Below are 17,251 nucleotides of genomic sequence, written 5' to 3'. Positions count from 1 at the left end.
CCGCACGGCCTTGCAGGAGCACCATGGAGCAATTTCGCAATATCGGTATCATCGGCCGCCTGGGCAGCTCACAGGTGCTCGACACCATTCGCCGACTGAAAACGTTCCTCCTCGATCGCCATATGCACGTGATCCTCGAGGACACGATTGCCGAAGTGCTGCCAGGGCATGGCCTGCAGACCTCGACCCGCAAGCTGCTCGGCGAGGTCTGTGACCTGGTCATCGTGGTCGGCGGCGATGGCAGCCTGCTCGGCGCCGCCCGCGCGCTGGCCCGGCACAATGTGCCGGTGCTCGGTATCAACCGCGGCAACCTGGGCTTTCTCACCGACATCCGCCCGGATGAGCTTGAGGTCAAGGTCGCCGAAGTGCTCGACGGCCACTACCTGGTCGAAAACCGCTTCTTGCTGCAGGCCGAAGTGCGCCGCCACGGCGAAGCCATTGGCCAGGGCGACGCGCTCAACGACGTGGTCCTGCACCCGGGCAAGTCGACGCGGATGATCGAGTTCGAAATCTACATTGACGGCCAGTTCGTCTGCAGCCAGAAGGCCGACGGCCTGATCGTCGCCACCCCCACCGGCTCGACCGCCTATGCGCTGTCGGCCGGCGGGCCGATCATGCACCCCAAGCTCGACGCCATCGTCATCGTGCCGATGTACCCGCACACCCTGTCGGGCCGGCCGATCGTGGTCGATGGCAACAGCGAGCTGAAGATCGTCGTCTCGCAGGACCTGCAGATCTATCCGCAAGTGTCCTGTGACGGCCAGAACCACTTCACCTGCGCCCCCGGCGATACCATCACGGTGAGCAAGAAGCCGCAGAAACTGCGCCTGATCCACCCGCTCGATCACAACTACTACGAAGTCTGCCGCACCAAGCTCGGCTGGGGCAGCCGCCTGGGGGGTGGGGGCGACTGATGCTCGATCCGGCGCGCAGTTTCGATATCATCGGCGACGTGCACGGTTGTGCACATACCCTCGAACGCCTGCTCGATACCCTCGGCTACAAGCGCGTGGGTGGGGTCTGGCGGCATCCATGGCGCCAGGCACTGTTCCTCGGCGATATCGTCGATCGCGGCCCGCGTATTCGCGAGGCGCTGCATATCGTCCACGACATGGTCGTGGCCGGTCAGGCGTTCTGCATCATGGGTAACCATGAGTACAACGCCTTGGCCTGGGTCACGCCGGCGCTGCCCGGCAGTGGCAAGGCATTTGTCCGTGAGCACTCGCCGCGCAACGCGCGCCTGATCGACGAAACCCTGACCCAGTTCGCCCAGCACCCGGGCGACTGGCACGACTTCCTGGCCTGGTTCTACCAGCTGCCGCTGTTTGTCGATGCCGGGCGCTTCCGGCTGGTGCACGCCTGCTGGGACCCGAGCCTGATCGAGCAGTTGCGCCCGCAGTACCCAAGCGGCTGCATCGACGAGCACTTCATTCAGGCCTCGGGTGTGTCCGGCAGCTTTGCCTCGACCGTGTGCAATCGCCTCCTGCGCGGCACCGACATGCGCCTGCCGGATGGCCTCACCCTGACCGGTGGCGATGGCCTGACGCGGGCGTTCTTCCGCACCAAGTTCTGGGAAGAAGACCCGCAGACCTACGGCGACATCGTGTTCCAGCCCGATGCCTTGCCGGACGAGGTGGCCAGCGCGCCGCTCAGCCACACGCAGAAAAACGCCTTGCTGCGCTATGACGAAGCGCAACCGATGCTGTTCGTCGGCCATTACTGGCGCAGCGGTCGCCCGGCGCCGATCCGGCCCAATCTGGCCTGCCTGGATTACAGCGCCGTGCTCTACGGCAAACTGGCGGCCTATCGCCTGGATGACGAAACCGGCATCGACCCGCACAAGTTCGTCTGGGTCGATGTCGAGCGCCCACAGGACACTCAATGAATGTGATCGAAGTGCTGCGCCTGCCGTTGACCGTCGACCTCAGTGGTTTTGTCAGCCTGCTGCGCCGCCTGCAGGTGCCGCACCGGGTCAGCGAGGAGGGCGAAGAGCAGGTGTTGTGGGCGCCGCAGGCCTTGCTCGAGGATGTCCGCCAGCTGTATGAGCGCTACCCCGAAGGCAACGACCAGATCGAACTGCCGGCCGCGGCTCAGGCCAGCCTGCCCAGGCAACCGTCCCTGGCCCAGCAGGCCCGCGCATGCAAGGTCACGGCTGGCGTACTGCTGCTGTGCGCGGTGGTCGCGGCAATCACCGGGCTGGGCGACAACCTGTCGACGCTGAGCTGGTTCACCTTTCTCGATTTCCGTGTGCAGGGTGAATATCTGTACTTCACCTCGCTGGCGCAAGGCCTGAGCGACGGTCAGTGGTGGCGCCTGATATCGCCAATGCTGCTGCACTTCGGCTTCCTCCACCTGGCCATGAATGGCATGTGGTACTGGGAGCTGGGCAAGCGCATCGAGCTGCGCCAGGGGCCTTGGTTGCTGCTGTTGCTGACGCTGCTGTTCAGCCTGATCTCCAACCTGGCCCAGCACCTGGTCGGCGGCCCGAGCCTGTTCGGCGGGCTGTCCGGCGTGTTGTACGGCTTGCTCGGCTACGTCTGGCTGTACCAGTGGCTGGCACCCAACCCGCATTACCGCCTGCCCAAGGGCGTACTGGTGATGATGCTGATCTGGCTGGTGGTGTGCCTGACCGGCGTGGTCGGCCAGCTCGGCTTCGGCCAGATCGCCAATGCCGCGCATGTCGGTGGCCTGCTCATCGGATGCCTGACTGGGCTCTTGGGTGGCGCGCTGGCGCGGCGTAAACTGTCGGCTTGATTGAGGAGAGACAATGTCCACGTTCGCCCAAATGATTGAAAACATCACCCCCGAGATCTACCAGAGCCTCAAGCTTGCGGTCGAGCTGGGCAAATGGTCCGACGGGCGCAAGCTCACCGTCGAACAGAAAGAGCTGTCGCTGCAGGCGGTCATCGCCTGGGAACTGCAGAACCTGCCGGAAGACCAGCGTACCGGTTACATGGGCCCGCAGGAGTGCGCCTCGAAGTCGGCGCCCATCGCCAATATTCTGTTCAAGTCGGACTCGGTACATTGATCGAACTCGCTCGTGGCTCTTTGAGCAAGATGTCGGTGCAGTTGCAGGCACCGGTTGTGCAATACAGCTTTCGCCTGGGTGATTCGCTGGTGCCGGTCAACCCGATGATCGGCAAGACCCTGCGTCTTGAATACCTCGGTGCCATCCACTGTAGCCACTGCGGCAAGCGCACCAAGACCAGCTACAGCCAGGGCTACTGCTACCCGTGCATGACCAAGCTGGCCCAGTGCGACCTGTGCATCATGGCCCCGGAACGTTGCCACTACGACGCCGGCACCTGCCGCGAGCCGTCCTGGGGCGAGCAGTTCTGCATGACCGATCACGTGGTCTACCTGGCCAACTCGTCGGGGGTCAAGGTCGGTATCACCCGCGCTACCCAACTGCCAACCCGCTGGCTCGATCAGGGCGCCATCCAGGCCCTGCCGATCATGCGCGTTTCCACTCGGCAGCAGTCGGGCCTGGTCGAGGATGTATTGCGCAGCCAGGTGCCAGACCGCACCAACTGGCGCAACCTGCTCAAGGGCGATGCCGAGGTGCTCGACCTGGCGGCGATTCGCGAGCAGATCTTCGACGCCTGCGCCGACGGTATTCGCACCCTGCACGAACGTTTTGGCCTTCAAGCGATCCAGCCGCTGCCCGATGCCGAGGTGGTCGAGATCCGTTACCCGGTCGAGGCCTATCCGAAAAAGATCGTCAGCCTCAACCTGGACAAGACCCCGGTCATCGAAGGCACTCTGCTCGGGATCAAGGGCCAGTACCTGATCTTCGATACCGGCGTGATCAATATTCGCAAATACACGGCCTACCAGTTGGCCGTGCATCAGTAAAAGGACAGCCACATGCGCACCGAACAACCGCAAGTGATCTACCTCAAGGATTACCAGGCGCCCGAGTACCTGATCGACGAGACGCACCTGACCTTCGAGTTGTTCGAGGACCACAGCCTGGTCCATGCGCAACTGCTGATGCGCCGCAACCCGGCGCGTGGCGAAGGCTTGCCGCCGCTGGTGCTGAACGGTCAGCAACTGCAACTGGTCAGTGTGCAACTGGATGACCAGGCCCTGAGCGCGGGCGATTACCAGCTTGATGACGACAGCCTGACCCTGCATCCGAAAGCGCAGACGTTCACCCTCGACACCACGGTGAAGATCCACCCCGAGAGCAACACGGCTCTGGAGGGCCTGTACAAGTCGGGGTCGATGTACTGCACCCAGTGCGAGGCCGAGGGCTTTCGCAAGATCACCTACTACCTCGACCGCCCGGATGTGATGAGCACGTTCACCACCACGGTGATCGCCGAGCAGCATCGCTATCCGATCCTGTTGTCCAACGGCAACCCGATCGGCAGCGGCCCGGCTGACGACGGCCGCCACTGGGCAACCTGGGAAGACCCGTTCAAGAAGCCGGCCTACCTGTTCGCCCTGGTGGCGGGCGACCTCTGGTGCGTCGAAGACACCTTCACTCGCCAGTCCGGCCGTGACGTGGCGCTGCGCATCTATGTCGAGCCAGAAAACATCGACAAGTGCCAGCACGCGATGGTCAGCCTGAAGAAGTCGATGCGCTGGGACGAGGAAGTCTATGGCCGCGAGTACGATCTGGACATCTTCATGATCGTCGCGGTCAACGACTTCAACATGGGCGCCATGGAAAACAAGGGCCTCAACATCTTCAACTCCAGCTGTGTGCTGGCGCGTGCCGAAACGGCCACCGACGCCGCTCACCAGCGCGTTGAAGGGGTGGTCGCGCACGAGTACTTCCACAACTGGACCGGCAACCGCATCACCTGCCGCGACTGGTTCCAGCTGTCGCTCAAGGAAGGCTTCACGGTGTTCCGCGACGCCGAATTCAGCGCCGACATGAACTCGCGCACGGTCAAGCGCATTGAGGACGTGGCGTACCTGCGCACCCATCAGTTTGCCGAAGACGCAGGCCCTATGGCCCACCCGGTGCGCCCGGACAGCTTCATTGAAATCTCCAACTTCTACACCCTGACCATCTACGAGAAGGGCGCAGAAGTGGTCGGTATGGTCCGCACCCTGCTCGGCGCCGATGGCTTCCGCAAGGGCAGCGACCTGTACTTCGAGCGTCACGATGGCCAGGCCGTTACCTGCGATGACTTCATCAAGGCCATGGAAGACGCCAACGGCGTTGACCTGACCCAGTTCAAACGCTGGTACAGCCAGGCCGGCACGCCGCGCCTCGAGGTCAGCGAAGCCTATGACAGCACAGCGCAGCGCTACAGCCTGACCTTCCGCCAGAGCTGCCCGCAGACGCCGGACAAGCGCGAGAAACTGCCGTTCGTGATTCCGGTCGCGCTGGGCCTGCTCGACGCCGACGGCAACGACCTGCCGCTGCGCCTGGACGGCGAAGCCAGCGCCCAGGGCAGCAGCCGCGTGCTGTCGCTGACCGAGGCCGAGCAGACCTTCACCTTCCTCGACATCGCCGCCAAGCCATTGCCGTCGCTGCTGCGCGGCTTCAGTGCGCCGGTCAAGCTGAGCTTCCCGTACAACCGCGACCAGCTGATGTTCCTCATGCAGCACGACAGCGACGGTTTCAATCGCTGGGAAGCCGGCCAGCAATTGTCGGTGCAAGTGCTGCAGGAGCTGATCGGCCAGCATCAGGCCGGCCAGCCGTTGAGCCTCGATCCGCGTTTGATCACTGCCCTGGCCACGGTCATCGGCAATGACGCGCTGGACCCGGCCATGGTCGCGGAAATGCTCTCGCTGCCAGGTGAGGCCTACCTGACCGAGATCAGCCAGGTGGCCGACGTCGACGCGATCCACGCGGCCCGCGAATTTGCCCGCAAGCAGATCGCCGAGCAGCTGTTCGACGCCTTGTGGTCGCGCTATCAGGCCAACCGTGAAGTGTCGCGGCGCACGCCATATGTGGCGGCCGCCGAGCACTTCGCCCGGCGCAGCCTGCAGAACATCGCCCTGTCGTACCTGATGCTCAGCGGCAAGCCGCAGGTGCTGGCGGCGACCCTTGAGCAGTTCAAGGACAGCGACAACATGACCGAGCGCCTGACCGCGCTGGCGGTGTTGGTCAACTCGCCGTTCGAGGCCGAGCGCGCCGAAGTGCTGCAAGCCTTCGCCGAGCACTTCAAGGACAACCCGCTGGTCATGGACCAGTGGTTCAGCGTGCAGGCAGCCAGCTCGTTGCCGGGCGGCCTGGCGCGGGTCAAGGCGCTGATGCAGCACCCGGCATTCACCTTGAAGAACCCGAACAAGGTGCGCGCACTGATCGGCGCGTTTGCCGGGCAGAACCTGGTCAACTTCCACGCGGCCGACGGTTCCGGCTATCGCTTCCTGGCGGACCTGGTCATCGAGCTTAATGCGCTCAACCCGCAGATCGCCTCGCGCCAGCTCGCGCCGCTGACCCGCTGGCGCAAGTACGATAGCGCGCGTCAGGCGCTGATGAAGGCCGAGCTGGAGCGGATTCTGGCGTCGGGCACCTTGTCCAGCGACGTGTACGAGGTGGTCAGCAAGAGCCTGGCATGAACCTGGCGAGCGCCCGTGATCTGGCGTAGGAGCGGCCTTGCCGGGGCGCCGGACCGGTCGGAAAGGCCAGCGTAGCTGGCCCGGGGATATCGGCTGCGAAGCTGAAATCTGGGGCCGCTGCGCAGCCCTTTCGCGACACAAGGCCGCTCCTACGCCGACCGCGCAGCACCCCGGCGACGCGGTCGAAACAACAGGGCGCTGTCGCCGTTAACAAAACATAACGTCCCGCCAATTGTGTTGCCGCAGAACTCCCCGCTAGGATGGCTCAAAGCTGTTGCAGGCCTCTGAATCAGGCTTCTTGCAGTGCCTGCACTGGATGACCCACCAAGAAAAATACAATAGGGGAAGGGCATGAGGGAACGGGTGATGGCGCACGCCAGGCCACTGGCCGCGGGCGCACTGTTGCTGCTGGGTATGTGGAGCGGCACTGTCGTCGCTGCTGCCGCCGAGGAGTACTCGACTGAATCGGCCAAGGCAGTCGACAACCTGCTGATCGACGCCGCCCACGCCGGCAAGCGCCTGGTGGTGGTCGGTGATCGTGGCCATATCCTGTTCTCCGACGACCAGGGCAAGACCTGGAGCCAGGCGCGCGTGCCGACCCGGCAACTGCTCACCGCGGTGTTCTTCATCGATGACAAGCGCGGCTGGGCAGTCGGTCACGACGCGCAGATCCTCGCCAGCAGCGATGGCGGCGCCACCTGGAGCAAGCAGTTTGAAGACCTCGCCCGCGAAGCGCCGTTGCTCGACGTCAGCTTTGTCGATGCCCAGCATGGCTTTGCCGTCGGTGCCTACGGCGCGCTGCTCGAGACCACCGACGGCGGCCAGCATTGGCAGGACGTCGCCGAGCGCCTCGACAACCCCGATCAACTGCACCTGAATGGCATCGCCGCGATCAAGGACTCCGGCCTGTTCATCGTCGGCGAGCAGGGCAGCATGTTCCGCTCCGTCGATAACGGCGCCACTTGGTCGCGCGTCGAGGGCCCGTACGAGGGCTCGTTGTTCGGCGTACTCGGCACTGCCCAGGCGCACACCTTGTTGGCCTATGGACTGCGGGGCAACCTCTACCGCTCCAGTGACTTCGGCGACAGCTGGCAGCAGATCGCCCTGACCGCCAGTCGCGGCCCGCTGCAGTTCGGCCTGGCCAGCGCGGCGCTGCTCGAGGACGGCAGTATCGTCCTGGTCGGCAACGGCGGCAGTGTGTTGCGCAGCCGTGACGATGGCTTGACCTTCAGCGTATTCAACCGCGCCGACCGCATCGCCCTGGCCGGCGTCACCAGCCTGGCCGACGGCGGCTTGCTGCTGGTCGGGCAGGGCGGCATCCACCTGGCCAACGGCCAAGGCGCCGAGGAGCAGCAACCATGACCGGCCCGGAGCGCTTCGACATGCCCCAGCATCATCAGGACAAACCCACCCTGCTCGAGCGGATGATCTTCAACAACCGCCCGGTAGTGATCGGCCTCTGCCTGCTGGTGAGCATCCTGCTGTTCTGGCAGGCCACGCAGATTCGCCCCTCGACCAGTTTCGAGAAGATGATCCCGCTGCAGCACCCGTTCATCGAACAGATGCTCGAGCACCGCAATGACCTGGCCAACCTCGGCAACACCGTGCGCATCTCGGTCGAGGCGGTCAACGGCGACATCTTCGACAAGGATTACATGGAGACCCTGCGCCAGATCCATGACGAGGTGTTCTATATCCCGGGTGTCGACCGCGCCGGCTTGAAGTCGCTGTGGAGCCCCAGCGTGCGCTGGACCGAGGTCACCGAAGAAGGCTTCGCCGGTGGCGAGGTGATCCCCAACACCTACGATGGCAGCGCACAAAGCCTCGATCAGCTGCGCGACAACGTGCTCAAGTCCGGCCAGGTCGGGCGCCTGGTGGCGAACAACTTCAAGTCGAGCATCGTCGACGTGCCACTGCTGGAGAGCTACCCCGATCCGCAGGACCCGGGCAAGCAGGTCAAGCTCGACTACCAGCAGTTCTCGCACCAGCTGGAAGAGAAGATCCGCGACAAGTTCCAGGCGCAGAACCCCAATGTGAAAATCCACATAGTCGGCTTTGCGAAAAAAGTCGGTGACCTGATCGACGGCCTGGTGATGGTGGTGCTGTTCTTCGGCGTGGCGCTGGCGATCACCTGGGTCCTGCTGTACTGGTTTACCTGGTGTATCCGCAGCACCATTGCCGTGTTGATCACCACCCTGGTGGCGGTGGTCTGGCAGTTGGGCCTGATGCACGCGGTGGGCTTTGGCCTCGACCCTTACTCGATGCTGGTGCCGTTCCTGATCTTTGCCATCGGTATTTCCCACGGGGTGCAGAAGATCAACGGCATCGCCCTGCAGTCCAGTGGCGCCGACAATGCCCTGACCGCTGCGCGGCGGACCTTCCGCCAGCTGTTCCTGCCGGGGATGATCGCGATTCTGGCCGACGCGGTGGGCTTCATCACTCTGCTGATCATCGACATTGGCGTGATCCGCGAGCTGGCCATCGGCGCCTCGATCGGCGTGGCGGTGATTGTCTTCACCAACCTGATCCTGCTGCCGGTGGCGATCTCCTATGTCGGCATCAGCAAAAAGGCCGTCGAGCGCTCCAAGCGTGACGCCACCCGCGAGCACCCGTTCTGGCGCCTGCTGGCCAACTTCGCCAGCCCTAAAGTGGCACCGGTGTCGGTTGCGCTGGCGCTGGTCGCCTTTGGCGGCGGCCTCTGGTACAGCCAGAACCTGAAGATCGGCGACCTCGACCCGGGTGCCCCGGAGCTGCGCCCGGACTCGCGCTACAACCAGGACAACCACTTCATCATCAGCAACTACTCGACCAGTTCCGATGTGCTGGTGATCATGGTCAAGACGCCCTCGGAGAGCTGCTCGATCCACTCGACCCTGGCCCCCATCGACGAGCTGATGTGGACCATGCAGAACACCCCCGGGGTGCAGTCGGCAATCTCCCTGGTGAGTGTGTCCAAGCAGATGATCCGCGGCATGAACGAGGGCAATCTGAAATGGGAAACCCTCTCGCGCAACCCGGATGTGCTCAACAGCTCGGTGGCCCGCGCCGACGGCCTGTACAACGCTGACTGTTCGCTGGCGCCGGTGCTGGTGTTCCTCAACGACCACAAGGCAGAAACCCTTGAGCGCGTCACCGCCGCAGCCAAGGCCTTTGCCGATACGCACAACCGTGACGGCCTGCAGTTCCTTCTGGCGGCGGGCAATGCCGGCATCGAGGCGGCCACCAACGAGGTGATCAAGTCGGCCGAGCTGACCATTCTGATTCTGGTCTACCTGTGCGTGGCGATCATGTGCCTGATCACCTTCCGCTCGTTTGCCGCGATGCTGTGCATCGTCCTGCCGCTGGTGCTGACCTCGGTGCTGGGCAACGCGTTGATGGCGTTCATGGGCATCGGCGTCAAGGTCGCGACCTTGCCGGTGGTGGCGCTTGGCGTGGGTATCGGGGTCGACTACGGGATCTATATCTACAGCCGTCTGGAGAGCTTCCTGCGTGCTGGTCTGCCGTTGCAGGAGGCCTATTACCAGACCCTGCGCTCGACCGGCAAGGCGGTGCTGTTCACTGGTTTGTGCCTGGCCATCGGTGTGTGCACCTGGATCTTCTCGGCGATCAAGTTCCAGGCTGATATGGGCCTGATGCTGACCTTCATGCTGCTCTGGAACATGTTCGGTGCACTCTGGCTGCTGCCGGCACTGGCGCGCTTCCTGATCAAACCGGAAAAACTGGCAGGCAAGCAGGGCGGCTCGATCTTCGCCCACTGACGCTTGTGCGGTCAGGCCGCTGCGGTGAGCAGCGGGCCTGGCCCGGGTTTGGTTATACTGGACGCTTTGCGCATCAAGGTAGCCCCATGACCACCCTCGCCACTGCCCTCGCCACCAGCGACATGCTCCTGATCGATGGCCTGCACGCCTTCGGTTTCACCTTCGACGCCAGCGGCCTGGTGATCGAATGCATGGACGGGCGCAACCTCAAACGCTGGAAATTCACTGCCGAACAGGTCGCGGCCGCGGTCGGCGCAGGCGAAGAGTGGCGCCTCAACGATGACCAAGGCGAGCATGAGCTAGTCTGCATGAGTGCCGTGTACGGCTCGGACGAAGACGATGATGACCAGGAAGATGATCAGCCGCAGCTGGAAAACCCTGTTGAGCGCTAGTGCCCTGAGCGTTGTGCTTGGCACTGCGCAGGCCGCCACCCTGCTGGTTGGCAGCTATACCGAAGGCACTGCCAGCGAGGGTATCTATCGATATCAGTTCGATACAGCCAAGGGCCGTATCGAGCCGACCCCGCTGCAGGTGGTGAAGACGGTCAGCCCGTCCTGGCTGGTGCTGTCGGCCGACCAGCGCTTGCTGTTCGCCGTCAATGAAACCCCGCGCGGCCATGTCAGCAGTTTTGCAGTGAGCAGCAAGGGCGTGATCACGCCACTGAACCAGGTGTCCAGCGCCGGCGATGAGCCGACCCACGCCAGCCTCAGCCAGGATCAGCGCTACCTGTTCGTCGCCAACTACGCGGTCGCGCCCGACCTTGGTGGCAGCCTGGTGGTGCTACCAGTGGCCAAGGACGGCAAGCTCGGCGACATGGTGCAGCAGTTGGCGCACACGCCAAGCAAGGTCAACCCGGAGCGCCAGGCCGGCGCCCATGTGCATTCGGTCGTGCCTTCGGCCGAAGGCCTGCGTCTGTACGCCAGCGATCTGGGCGCCGACCGGGTGTTTGTCTACGCCTATGACGGCGCCAGCCCGATGCAGCCGCTGAGCCCGGCAACGCCGGCTTCGGTGAGCCTGCCGCCGGGCAGCGGCCCGCGCCATCTGTTGTTTGACGCGCTGGGCAAGCACGCCTATCTGACCCTCGAGATGAGCGCTGAAGTGGTGATGTTCGATGTGCGTGACGATGCCCTGATCGAGCGCCAGCGCCTGCCGCTGACCGACAGCCAAGACTCTGCCGCCAAGGCCGGCGGCGGCTTGCACCTATCGGCCGATGGGCGTTTCCTCTATGTCAGCAATCGCGGCACGGCCAATCAGATCGTGGTGTTTGCGATCGGCAAGCAAGATGGCCAGTTGAGCCTGTTGCAGCGGCGTTCGGTTGAGGGCGACCACCCACGTGAATTCGCTATCGATCCAAGCGGCAAGTATTTGCTGGTGGCCAACCAGAAGAGTAATCAGATCGTGGTCATGCACCGCGACCCACGCACTGGCCAACTCGGTGAAACGCTGCAGAAGTTCGACCAGCTGGCCCCGTCGGACCTGAAGTTTCTCGACTGAGTCAGCGCGCCATCACGGCCTTGAACAGGTCTGACGCAAGCCAGCCCTGCAACCAGTCACGCAGCTGGGGGTAGGGCGCCTCGGCGAACCATAAAGGCTCGACCCCGGCGAACTGACGCAGCAACGGCAACAACGCGGCGTCGGCCAGGCTTGGGTGCTGGGCCAGCAGGTACGGCCTGCCTTGCAGCAGCGCCTCCAGCTCCTCAAGCCATGATTCGGCCTGCAGGCGGTACTCCTCGCGAGTGTGCTCGGGGTAACGCTCGGCATACTTGTACAGGTTGACCTGAGCCTTGAAGGTGCTGTCATTGCGAGCAATCAGGGCGTCCGCCTGCACAGCTGCCGCTGGATCATCGCGTAGTAGCCAGTCCTGCGGGTCATGCTGAAGCAAGGCCCAGCGCATGATATCCAGGCTCTCTTCCAACACCTCGGCGCCGGTGTCCAGCACCGGCACCGTGCCTTTGGGCGACAACGCCAGCAGCTCGGCCGGCTTGTGCTTCATCGACACTTCACACACCTCGACGGTGCAGCCAGCATACGCCAGCGCCAGCCGCGCGCGCATGGCCCAGGGGCAGCGGCGAAACGAGTAGAGGATCATCCGCAGACCTCCACCTCGCTCAGGCCATTGCCCTGGCGCCGGACCTGGATCTGCACCGGGATGCGCTCGTGCATCTCCTGCACGTGGGAGATCACTGCCACCTTGCGCCCTTGCGCCTGCAGGCCGTCCAGCGCATCCATCGCCAGTTGCAGTGACTCGGGGTCAAGGCTGCCGAAACCTTCGTCGATGAACAGTGATTCGATGCGCAGGGTGCTCGAGGCCATCGAGGCCAGGCCCAGGGCCAAGGCCAGCGATACTAGGAAGGTCTCGCCGCCGGACAACGAGTGCACCGAGCGCAGTTCGTCGCCCATCTCGGTATCCAGCACCAAGAGGCCCAGTGCGCTGCCGCCACGCTTGAGGCGGTAGCGCTTGGCCAACTGGCGCAGTTGGCTGTTGGCATGGTGCAGCAGCAGGTCGAGGTTGTAGCCCTGGGCTATCTTGCGGAACACATCGCCCGAGGCCGAGCCGATCAAGCTGTTCAGGCGCGCCCAGCGTTGCCACTGGTGCTGGGCCTGCTCGATTTCAGCGGCAAGGGCGCTGTGCGCGTGCTGCCGGCGTTGGTCGTCGGCCTGCTGCGCGCGCAACTCGGCGCATTGTTGCTCGTGCCCGACCAGCTGTTGCTGCAAGTCGGCGAGGTGCTGCTCGAGTTGCTCGCTGGACAGCTCGGTCCGAGCCTGTTGGTTGTGCTGTTGCAGGCGCTGCTCGCGCTCCTGCAGCAGTACCCGGCCTTGCTCGATGGCCTTGTCGACGCTATGCAGTTGCTGGCGCAGCGCGTCCAGCGTGGCTTCATCGACACTGAGCAAGCGCTCAAGGCCCGTATCATCGAGCTCTGGATGGGCCGCTCGCCATTGGCTGATCTGGCCCTGCAGCGTCTGCTGTTCCTGCTCCAAGGCCTGCTGGCGTTGCTGATTGGCCTTGAGTTCTGCAGCCAGTTGCACGCTTTGGCTGTGAGCGTCCTGCAGCGCCTGCGCGGTGCTGGCCTCAAAGCCGCGGGCGTGCTCGACCTGCTGCTCAAGGTGCTGCTGCCAGGCACCGGCATTGGCGTGTTCGCCAAGCAGTTCGGCGAGCACGCTGTGCGCCTGTTGCTGCTGCTCGGCAAGGCTTGCGAGTTGTCTGTGCAGCTCGCTCTGGCGTTGCAGCCGGCTCTGCTGCTGGTCGGCCAGACGTTGCTGCTGTTGCAGGCGTTGTTGCTGCTCGTTTTGCTCGTCCTTTTGCTGCTCCAGTTGCTGCAGGCGCTGGGCCACCTGTTGATCGAGGGCGAGAAACGCATGGGCTGGCTCGTCGCGCAGGGCCTTGAGGATATCGCCGGGCAGGATCTCGGCAAAATCGGCCAGGGTCTGCTCCAGGCGTTGCTGATCGGCGGCCATGGCCTGGTGCTGCTGATCCAGGCGCTGCTGTGCTTGCTGCTGCGCGTCGCTGGCGGCCTGCACTTGCTGGGTCAGTCGGGCGGCGTCTTTCTGCAGGGTGAGCAGGGCGCTCTGGCGCTGCTCGTCGCGGTTGATTTCTTCTTCGAGGCGGCGCAGCTGGCCGTCCAGCCAGGCACTGCGGGTGCTGTCGGTTTGGGTGCTGAGCGATGGCCACAAGGCGTGCGCTTGCAGCTCCTGCTGCAGCGGTAGCAGTTGTTCGCTCAGCTGTAGCTGTTGCTGCTGGTACTCCTTGCCCTGGCTGTTGAGCATGCCGACCTGGGTGCGCAACTCGACCACGCGGGCATTGAGCGCCTCGACCTGAGCCAGCGCTGCAGCCTCTTCGACCTGGTCATGCCGGCCCAGGCTTTGCAGCAGGGCTTCAGGCTGATGGAACGGGTGCTCGGCGCTGCCGCACACCGGGCACGGCTCGCCATCACGCAGTTGCCCGCGCAGCTCCTCGACACTGGTGTTGCGCGCCAGACGTTGGCGTTCAAGCAGTTGCCGGGTCAATGTCAGAGCCTGCTCGGCGGTGTCCAGTTCGGCCTTGGCCGCCTGGCCTTCGCTGATCAGTTGCTGACGCTGCTGCAAGCCTTGCTGCTGACGTTCGCGCACGCTGTGCAGGGTGTGCTGCAGCTCCTGCTCGCGAGCGTGCAGGCGGGACAATTGCTCGACCGCGCGCTGCTGCTTGCGCTGCTCCTGGAGCAAGGTGCCGAGCAGGTCCAGCTGTTCGGCCAGGGCGTGCGGTTCGGCGCCGGCTTCGTGGAACAGCAGCTCGATGGCGGCGCGTTGCTCCTGCAGCAGGGCATTGGCCTGGCTGGCCTGGGCTTGCAGGCTGGGCAACTCGTCGCGGCCTTGGCTGAGGCGATTGCCGATCTGCAGCAGTTGCTGCAACTGGCCGCGGTAGGCCTGCCAGGCGCTGCTGATAGCAGCTAGTGCGGCGCTGTCGGCCAGCGCGGCGTCGATGGCGGCGAGCTGCTGCTGGCTGTGCTGCTGTTGTTGCTCAAGCTGCTGCAGCTGCGACTGGCCTTCGCTGACTGCCTGATCGGCTTGGGCACCGACAGTGGCCAACTGCGCCAGCTCTGTGTCGAGGCGGGCCAGGTTGTCCTGAGCAGCAAACGCCTGGCGCAGGTTCGCGGCGCTGTCGGTGTGTTTAGCCTGCGCTTGTGCCAGCGCCTCGCGGGCAGCTTGCAGGGCCTGCTGCAACTGCTCGCTATGGCTGTGCAGGTGGCGCTGCTCAACCAGTTGCGCCGCGACCGCTGCGGCCAGCGGAGTAAGCTCGCCGATCAGCGCCAGTTGCCGCTGGAACTGATGACGCTGCGGCGCCAGGCGCTCGAGGTGTTGCAGGTCCAGGCGCTGTCCGGCCAGTTGCTGCCAGTCGTGTTCGGCACTGTGCAAAGCCTCGCGAGCCGCGCTGAGTTGCTGCTGCAGCTGCACCTGATCGCGCAGCCAGGCGCGTTGCTGGTCCAGTTCGCGTTCGCGCGCCTGCTCGGCCTTGAGCAGCTGTTGCGCCTGCTCCAGGCGCTGGTCAAGCTCGGTACGCTCGGTTTCGACCATCGGCAGCAGGTGGCTGGCGCGCTCCTGCAAGCCCTGATAGACCTCGCCGGCCTGCTTGGCCTTGGCAAACGCCCGTTGGCCGAGGCGGGTGTAGATGGCGGTGTTGGTGAGCTTTTCCAGCAAGTCGCTGCGCTCGCGGTCATCGGCCTTGAGAAACGCGCTGAACTCGCTCTGGGCGAGCATCACGGCGCGGGTGAACTGCTCGAAGTTCAGGCCCAGGCGTGCCTCGACCAATTGCTTGTATTCGTTCTTGCCGCTGCCCAGCAGTTGCTCGCCATCCAGGTCGTAGAGGCTCTGGCGACTCATCTGCAACTTGCCATTGGCCTTGTCGCGGGCGCGGTTGGCCTCCCAGCGGGCGCGGTAACGCTTGCTGTCGATACCGACGAAGTCGACTTCGGCATAGCCGCTGCCGGTGCCGCGCCGCAGCAGGTTGCGCGGGTCGTAGGTGGGGATGTCGCCATCGGCGTCCGGCACCTTGGCCTCACGGCCGATGTCATTGAGCCGCGGCACGCTGCCGAACAGCGCCAGGCACAGGGCGTCGAGCAGGGTGCTCTTGCCGGCACCGGTGGGTCCGGTAATCGCGAACAGGCCGGCACTGGCCAGCGGTTCGGCGGTGAAGTCGATGTCGATCGGGCCTGCCAGCGAGGCGAGGTTTTTCAGGCGAATGGCCAGAATTTTCATGGCTGTTCCTCCTCCAGCTGCACATCCTGCAGGAGCAGGGCAAAGTCGCTCAGGGTCTGCTCATCGACCGGGTTGCCGTAGGCCTGCTCCCAGACGCGGCTGAACAGGTCTTGCGGAGTCATCTGGCTGAGTTCGACGAACTGCAATTGGTCCTCGTCCAGCGCGCTGCGGCCGGCGTACTCGGCGCTGATCCGCACCAGCCGCACCGCTTTGCCTTGCAGGGCGCTCTCGATCTGCTGGCGCAGGTCGGGCTGCGGTTCGTCGAGGCGCACACGTACTTCCAGCCACGGTTGACGGTTGGGGTCCTCCAGCAGGTCGATCACCGGCAGCTCGGCCAGTTGCTCGAGCAGCTCGGCCAGCGGCGCCGGGCCGATCCGCTGCAACGCTACGGCCCGTGGGACCAGGCGCGGCTCGACGCTGACCAGTTGGCTGCCTTCAAGCTCGATCTCCAGCACCTGGTGCGGATAGCCGATCTCGGCAAACGACAACGGAATCGGCGAGCCGCTGTAGCGGATGCGCTCCTCGCGGTTGACCTTCTGCGGCTTGTGCAGATGGCCCAGGGCAACGTAACTGATGGCGGGATCGAACAGCTTGGCCGGCAGCGCTTCGGCGTTGCCGATGATCAGGCTGCGTTCGGAGTCTTCCGAGATCGAGCCACCGGCCATGTGCGCATGGCTGATGGCGACCAGCGCCTGGTCTTTCTTGCGCTTGGCCATGGCGGCTTTGATCAGTTGCTGGTGCACCTGGGTGATGCCCTGCACATAGTCGTCGCCCAGCTGTGGGCCGGTGACTTCGGCCGGGCGCAGGAAAGGCAGCGCCAGGCACCAAGCGGCGACCTTGCCACGGCTGTTGGTCAGCGGGATCAGCAAGCGCTCAGCGTCGAGCTGGCCCTCATCGAGCCAGTGCACCCGGCCCAGGGCATGCGTGCGCAGGCGGCGCATGAGCAGGCCGGGCAGCTCGATGCGCGAGCCGGAGTCGTGGTTGCCGGCGATCATCACGATGTCCAGCTTGGGCTGTTGCTCGTGAGCCTCGACGATGAACTGGTAGAGCCGCTCCTGGGCTTTGACCGGCGGGTTGACCGTGTCGAAGATATCGCCGGCGATCAGCAGCGCATCGGGTTGGCGCAAGTGCAACTGGCCCAGCAGCCAGGTGAGAAAGCAGGCGTGTTCGAAGTCGCGTTCCTGGCCATGCAGGCTTTGGCCAAGGTGCCAGTCGGAGGTGTGGAACAGACGCATGAA

13 protein-coding genes are annotated in these 17,251 nt (G+C 64.4%); 10 read left to right on the top strand and 3 right to left on the bottom strand.

Annotation, left to right across the window (positions count from 1 at the left end):
• The first annotated feature begins 23 nt into the window (after window positions 1-23).
• The 10 genes from AC58X1_RS07705 to AC58X1_RS07660 all read left to right on the top strand — a co-directional run bounded on the left by AC58X1_RS07705 (window position 24) and on the right by AC58X1_RS07660 (window position 11,777).
• On the top strand, window positions 24-914 hold the full coding sequence (locus AC58X1_RS07705; protein ID WP_101321383.1) for an NAD(+) kinase: 891 nt from the start codon (window positions 24-26) through the stop codon (window positions 912-914).
• Window positions 914-1,885, top strand: coding sequence for a metallophosphoesterase (locus AC58X1_RS07700; protein ID WP_497428594.1), 972 nt, complete (start codon window positions 914-916; stop codon window positions 1,883-1,885). The genes AC58X1_RS07705 and AC58X1_RS07700 overlap by 1 nt, the downstream gene beginning before the upstream one ends.
• Window positions 1,882-2,754 (top strand): rhomboid family intramembrane serine protease, encoded by an 873-nt coding sequence (locus AC58X1_RS07695; RefSeq protein WP_497428593.1) that lies wholly within the window; start codon window positions 1,882-1,884, stop codon window positions 2,752-2,754. Before AC58X1_RS07700 ends, AC58X1_RS07695 begins: the two co-directional genes overlap by 4 nt.
• A 13-nt stretch (window positions 2,755-2,767) precedes the next feature.
• On the top strand, window positions 2,768-3,028 hold the full coding sequence (locus tag AC58X1_RS07690; protein ID WP_101321377.1) for a YeaC family protein: 261 nt from the start codon (window positions 2,768-2,770) through the stop codon (window positions 3,026-3,028).
• Window positions 3,025-3,855: a DUF2797 domain-containing protein gene (locus AC58X1_RS07685; protein ID WP_150570219.1), complete on the top strand. Its 831-nt coding sequence runs from the start codon at window positions 3,025-3,027 to the stop codon at window positions 3,853-3,855. Before AC58X1_RS07690 ends, AC58X1_RS07685 begins: the two co-directional genes overlap by 4 nt.
• Before the next feature lie 12 nt (window positions 3,856-3,867).
• A complete protein-coding gene (gene pepN, locus AC58X1_RS07680) occupies window positions 3,868-6,525 on the top strand; it encodes an aminopeptidase N (protein WP_259072392.1) in 2,658 nt (885 codons plus the stop codon).
• Between the two features lie 351 nt (window positions 6,526-6,876).
• Window positions 6,877-7,887: a WD40/YVTN/BNR-like repeat-containing protein gene (locus tag AC58X1_RS07675; protein WP_497428592.1), complete on the top strand. Its 1,011-nt coding sequence runs from the start codon at window positions 6,877-6,879 to the stop codon at window positions 7,885-7,887.
• Between the two features lie 20 nt (window positions 7,888-7,907).
• A complete protein-coding gene (locus tag AC58X1_RS07670) occupies window positions 7,908-10,283 on the top strand; it encodes an efflux RND transporter permease subunit (protein WP_150570237.1) in 2,376 nt (791 codons plus the stop codon).
• Between the two features lie 86 nt (window positions 10,284-10,369).
• Window positions 10,370-10,675, top strand: a complete 306-nt coding sequence (locus AC58X1_RS07665; RefSeq protein WP_101321369.1) for a DUF5629 family protein — start codon at window positions 10,370-10,372, stop codon at window positions 10,673-10,675.
• The gene (locus tag AC58X1_RS07660; RefSeq protein WP_497428779.1) at window positions 10,638-11,777 is read left to right on the top strand and encodes a lactonase family protein; all 1,140 of its coding nucleotides are present in this window, start codon (window positions 10,638-10,640) and stop codon (window positions 11,775-11,777) included. The genes AC58X1_RS07665 and AC58X1_RS07660 overlap by 38 nt, the downstream gene beginning before the upstream one ends.
• Window position 11,778: 1 nt before the next feature.
• On the opposite strand, the gene AC58X1_RS07655 is transcribed toward AC58X1_RS07660, so the two are convergent.
• Genes AC58X1_RS07655 through AC58X1_RS07645 form a run of 3 tightly spaced genes read right to left on the bottom strand, consistent with a single transcriptional unit; the run spans window position 11,779 to window position 17,248 of the window.
• Window positions 11,779-12,372, bottom strand: a complete 594-nt coding sequence (locus AC58X1_RS07655) for a glutathione S-transferase (RefSeq protein ID WP_150573538.1) — start codon at window positions 12,370-12,372, stop codon at window positions 11,779-11,781.
• Window positions 12,369-16,013, bottom strand: a complete 3,645-nt coding sequence (locus AC58X1_RS07650; protein ID WP_497428591.1) for an AAA family ATPase — start codon at window positions 16,011-16,013, stop codon at window positions 12,369-12,371. Before AC58X1_RS07650 ends, AC58X1_RS07655 begins: the two co-directional genes overlap by 4 nt.
• Entirely contained in the window at window positions 16,010-17,248 is a 1,239-nt protein-coding gene (locus AC58X1_RS07645) for an exonuclease SbcCD subunit D C-terminal domain-containing protein (protein WP_150570225.1), read from the bottom strand. Before AC58X1_RS07645 ends, AC58X1_RS07650 begins: the two co-directional genes overlap by 4 nt.
• Window positions 17,249-17,251: the final 3 nt, after the last annotated feature.

This window comes from Pseudomonas sp. PGPR N4 (genome assembly GCF_059693665.1).
This window is presented reverse-complemented; position numbering and strand designations above follow the sequence as displayed.